The following is a 4910-nucleotide window of genomic DNA, read 5'->3' on the forward strand; positions in this document are numbered from 1 at the left end:
CGTGCCACGAGCCGTGCGCGAACCGTAATCCGCCGCACCGCGAGCAGCGCGCGAACCGTAATCGGCGGCACCACGAGCAGCACGCGAGCCAGCCTGCTGAGCGGACGACCCAACTCCCGACAGCTTGTCGCCGATCGCGCCCGCTGCGTCGCTGACCGCACCCGTTGCAGAATCCCAAGCGTCCGAAGCAGCACCGGTTGCGCGCTCGATCACACCCGGACCGTTGCCGCTACCCGACGTGCCCGGCTCGTAATCGGACGAACCGCTACCGCGATAGGTTGAACCCGAAGCACCGTAGGTCGAACGGGAATAATCCTGATCGCCATAGGTGTCGCCAAAATCGCGATCGTCGCTCTCATAACCGGCAGCCGGATAGGAGCGCGCCGGATAATCACGAAGTTCGTCGCGATCATAGTAGCGGAACGACGAGGTGGAAACCGACGTGCCCTTGCCGATGGCAAGCCAGGCCAGACCTGCACCAACCAGCGCCAGTGGCAGTGGGTTGTCGCGAACCTGGTTCTTGAGGTTCACCAAGGCGGTTTGGGTGTCGCCGCCGCGGAAGATGGAGGTGAATTCGTCCACCATCTGGCCCGGCGTCATCTTGGCTCGAAGCGTTTCGGCGGTATCGGCGATGCGCGCGCGGGTCTCTTCGGCTTCGCGTTCGAGGCTGCTTGTGGACTCGCTCATTTGAACTGCTCCTTCACCACAGCGGCATCACGAGCCAGCTGGTTGGTCGTTTGATCAGGGGTAAGATTGCTCGGTTCGATGTTGGACGTGCCGCGCTTGACGAGGATCACGCCGATAACGGCGACTACGAGGCCGACGATCAGCGAAGCCCAGCCGGCTCCAACCCAATGGGCGAGCGCAACCACAAGCGCCTGCAACAGGATCAGCAGTGCAGCCATCAAAAGAAGGCCGCCCGCCAGCACTTCCACCGCGCCCCCGAGCATCGTCTTCAGCTTGTCGCCCATTTCGGCGCGCAGAAGACGAATTTCGGTCTGCATCAGCGAAGACACCTGCTGGATCAAATCGCTGATCAGCGTGCCGACACCGCGATTGTCGCGGAAATCAACGGGATCGCTCATCGGTCACCTCCGAATCCCGAGGTCGAGGAATAGCTGGACGACGTCGTGTCCTTAACGTCGACCTCAAACGGCGAGTCCGAGCCGGAAGACCCGAATGCCGAGCTGGAGGTTGAGCCTGCGCCAGCGCCGGTGGATGGCGATGTCGAGGTCTGACCGCCTTCCGGGAAGCCGGTAAACGTCTCATCGCCCGACAAGCGATCGGCGCTGGAAACCGCACCTGCACGGTCGGCAGGCGTCGGATAGCGCGTTTGGCTGGAAGGTCGGCCGGAAGAACCAGTACCGCTATAGTTGCCGCCGCCTCTGTAATCCGAACCGCCGGTTTCGCCCGAAGTGCGCGGAGCCGAGCTCTTCAGAAAGCGACCAAGCGCCAGGCCTGCAAGAACCGAACCGGCGATCAAGGCCGTCGGGTTTGCCTGGCCGAACTTGCGCACTTCACCGATCACGTCCCCGATCGGCTTGTCCTTCAGCGAGCTTGCGATGCTGTCGATGCTGCCGGCCGCGCCATTGATCAGCTTGGCGGCTTGGCCCTGATCCTTGTCCTGCAGCTGCTCGCCGGCTGCGCGAAGCGCTTCGCCGAAGCTCTGCAGGCTGCCGGCAATCGACTGCTGCGCGGCCTGGGTCTTGTCGGCTGCAATGGTTTTGGCCTCGTCGGCAAGGCTGCTCGCTTTGTCGTAAGCAGCGTCACGCGCATCGTGCAGGGTCGAGCGGGCTTCGCTCACTTCCTTGTTCACGCTGTCGCGGATTTGCGAGGTCGTTTGCGCAAGGTCTGCGCGGACGTCCGGCTTGTCGCCGGATAGAGTCTCGTCGTTGGCCATGGTCTTCCTCTCGATCTTCGGATTGGCAGTCGGTGTGCTGCCTCCTCGGCGAAGAGAACCCGCCAAAGCGAGTCATGTTCCCATTCCTTGCAAAGAAGTGGCTAATGCAAGACTCCGGGTACGATCCAAGACTTGGCACAAGCCAGTCAACCAACAAAAAATGGCTCCCGTTGCTTGAACGAGAGCCATCGAAGTTAGACAGGATGCCGCCCCAACTAAAAGCTTAGCCGTCTACTTCTTGGCGGCCGGAACGCGGAACAGCTTGGTCGGCAGGCTTGCGGGATTGCCGGGCTTGAACCAGGCCATGTCCTGGATGCGCGACGATGTCACGTAGATCGTGCCATCCGGTGCTTCCGACAGCGTATCCGGCCAGATCAGTTGCTCGTCCTGAACCCACATCTTCGGGTCGGCCTCGCCTTCGCGGCGCAGCAGCGCGTTCTGCTCCGGTGCCGTCACGATCATCGCACCGTCAGAAGCAATCAGCAGACCGTCAGCAACGCCGTTCTCACCGACCTTCTGCACCTTCTGAGCGAGGTCGTCGGCCGACATGCCATCATCCTGCAAGGCGGCGGTGTCGACGCGGTACAGCGTCTTGCCCTTGATCGCCTGCCAGTAGAGCCACTTGCCGTCCTTCGACAAAGCAATGCCATCGGCCGAAAACTCGACGCCGCGCCCGTCGGGCTGCCGCAGCGGCTTGTTGTCGATGCTGACAACAACCTCCGGCTCGACCTGAGTGCTCTTGTGCCCATCCAGTGTCCGCCAGGCCTTGGCCGTATCGAGGTTAAGCACGACGATCGCGCCCTTGACGCCGGAGTCGGTGATATAGGCGAACTTGCCGTCGGGGCTGAAGCGCACGTCATTGAGGTAGCTGCCCTGCGGGGCGACCTTTTCATCGAACTTGTAGGTCTTGGTGACCGCATTGGTCTTCAGGTCGATGCGCACCAGCTTCGGCCCGCCGGCCACCACATGGCTTTGCGCAGGCGCCGCCGCATCGAGCACGAACAGGCTGCCGCGCTTGTCGGCCACAACACTCTGCACGCAAACGAAGTGATCGCCGGCGCCAAGCTCATAACGTCTGGCATTGCGCCACGCATTCCATTCTTCGTTCGGGTAAGCGGCGATCGTGCCGTCCGGCTTTACCTCGGCCACCGACACTGGCGCATCGTCGCTCCAGCGCGGGAAGTTGACGAAGATGCGGTTGTCTTCGCTCACGGTCACGCCGGTTACCTGATGATCGAACGCCGCGACCTGTTCCAGCTTCGGCTGCTCTTGCGCGGAGGCAGGGCCAAAACCTGCGGAAAACGCCATCGGGAAAGCAACCGACAGCCACAACAAAGAATGGGATTTCATTCGCGTAATCCTTGAACGGACGATGATCTGAGCCGGCCGCATAACTGTCCAGCCGCTGATTTGATCCGGTTGCCTGAAGGTTCCTGCCATCGCCCCATGATGGCAACGCGGGCATCGACCTTACTGAACGGTTGCGGCGGGCGAGACGATCAGAAGCGTCTTCGGGAAGGGGCGGTAAGATGTTGCTGCGAGAAAGGGCGTGATCGGAGAACCAGGCCGTGCCCAATACGAAATCTCTGCTTGATGATTGGCCGGAGTCCAGTGACGCGAAGCGCAAGTCGCTGCTCGTCGCCTATCTTCTTTGGTTCTTTCTATGGTGGGCCGGCGCGCATCACCTTTATCTTCGCCGCTATGGAAGCGCGCTAGGATATGCTCTTCTCAGCCTCGTCGGCGCCAATCTCGACATGCCGCTGGCACTGATCTTCCTGATTGTGCCGGTCTGGTGGACGATCGACCTGTTCCTGCTGCCCGGTCTGGTCAGGACTACCCCCGCACGTGCCCGCAAAGACAGTCCCGCGGCGCGTTTATCGCAGCGTGCGGTTGTTCAAGACAGGCGACCAATGCCCGTCGCGCCCTCGGTTACGACTGCTCCTTTGCGCCGTTCCGCAACTTTCGGGCAACGCCGCTGATTTTTGCTGTCGAGCGCAGGGAGGGTAGCATACCGTCGGCGTTGAGCGCCGCTGTGGGAGCATGGTGTTCCTTGATGGACGATCAGCCTCTGTTATGACCAGGGCGTTGCGATTGGCACCTCTTGTGTCCCTTCGCCTTCTTGGACAGTGCCCATGCCTCTTCCCCGCCTGCTTCTCGCGGGTGCCAGCTTTCGCGACCGATCGCTCGCATCCCTGGGCGCGATGCTCGGCATCGCCATCACTGGCGCCGTATGCTTCATGATCCCGCTGCCGGTGGCGAGCCTTCCGCTGCTCGTAGCCCCGATGGGTGCCTCGGCCGTGCTGGTCTTTGCCGTGCCGGCCAGCCCGCTGGCGCAGCCTTGGTCGGTGATCGGCGGCAATGTCATTTCCGCTTTCGTCGGCCTGCTCGCGGCGCATCTCATTCCGTCCTTGCCGCTGGCTGCGGGCGTAGGCGTGGGCGGCGCGATCTTCATCATGTCCCTGACGCGCTGTTTGCACCCGCCGGGCGGTGCGGCTGCCTTGACGGCCGTGCTGGGCGGTCCTCTGGTTGCGGCCACCGGCTACGGGTTTCCGATCGTACCGGTTGCCGCCAACTCGCTGGTTCTGGTTCTGGCCGGCCTGATCTTCCATCGCGTGTCCGGTCATTCCTACCCGCACCGCTCCGTTCCGGTCGCTGGCCATCAGCCGCCGCCCGCCACGATCATCCCGCATCCCGAGGATATCGACCGCGCGCTGGAGGATCTCGGCGAAACCTTCGACGTCAGCCGTGAGGATCTCGACCTGATCTTCCGCCAGGTGGAGGTTCATGCCGAACGCCGGCGCAGAGCGGAAACGGCCGGCAAGCCAGCAAGATAGCGAACCGCGATCAAACTCCTTTGATTGCGGTTGCCGGGCTCGCTTGATCCGTTATGTCGTAGTTGAGCGGCGGCGGTGAAGTGAACAACGATGGAAACGACCTATTGCGGGCCGGCGCCCGTTCCGGAAACTTGGGCAACGCAATGGAATTTCGATCCCGTTGCGATTGGCCTGTG

The 4910-nt window shown here is 62.3% G+C and carries 6 protein-coding genes; 2 read left to right on the plus strand and 4 right to left on the minus strand.

Annotation, left to right across the window (positions count from 1 at the left end):
- From RTX98_RS18350 to RTX98_RS18365, 4 genes are all read right to left on the minus strand, one after another.
- On the minus strand, window positions 1-687 hold a 687-nt coding region (locus RTX98_RS18350; RefSeq protein WP_312798235.1), incomplete at its 3' end, for a DUF3618 domain-containing protein.
- Entirely contained in the window at window positions 684-1085 is a 402-nt protein-coding gene (locus RTX98_RS18355; RefSeq protein WP_189503685.1) for a phage holin family protein, read from the minus strand. The genes RTX98_RS18355 and RTX98_RS18350, both read right to left, overlap by 4 nt.
- Window positions 1082-1900: a hypothetical protein gene (locus RTX98_RS18360; protein ID WP_312798236.1), complete on the minus strand. Its 819-nt coding sequence runs from the start codon at window positions 1898-1900 to the stop codon at window positions 1082-1084. Before RTX98_RS18360 ends, RTX98_RS18355 begins: the two co-directional genes overlap by 4 nt.
- A gap of 231 nt (window positions 1901-2131) precedes the next feature.
- Window positions 2132-3250 (minus strand): L-dopachrome tautomerase-related protein, encoded by a 1119-nt coding sequence (locus RTX98_RS18365; RefSeq protein ID WP_416223171.1) that lies wholly within the window; start codon window positions 3248-3250, stop codon window positions 2132-2134.
- 218 nt (window positions 3251-3468) lie between these two features.
- Between RTX98_RS18365 and RTX98_RS18370 the strand changes: the two genes are divergently transcribed.
- On the plus strand, window positions 3469-3879 hold the full coding sequence (locus tag RTX98_RS18370) for a TM2 domain-containing protein (RefSeq protein ID WP_312798237.1): 411 nt from the start codon (window positions 3469-3471) through the stop codon (window positions 3877-3879).
- Between the two features lie 153 nt (window positions 3880-4032).
- Window positions 4033-4734, plus strand: a complete 702-nt coding sequence (locus RTX98_RS18375) for an HPP family protein (protein WP_312798238.1) — start codon at window positions 4033-4035, stop codon at window positions 4732-4734.
- Window positions 4735-4910 lie beyond the last annotated feature (176 nt).

The organism is Tianweitania sp. (assembly GCF_032053605.1).
GTDB lineage: Bacteria > Pseudomonadota > Alphaproteobacteria > Rhizobiales > Rhizobiaceae > Tianweitania.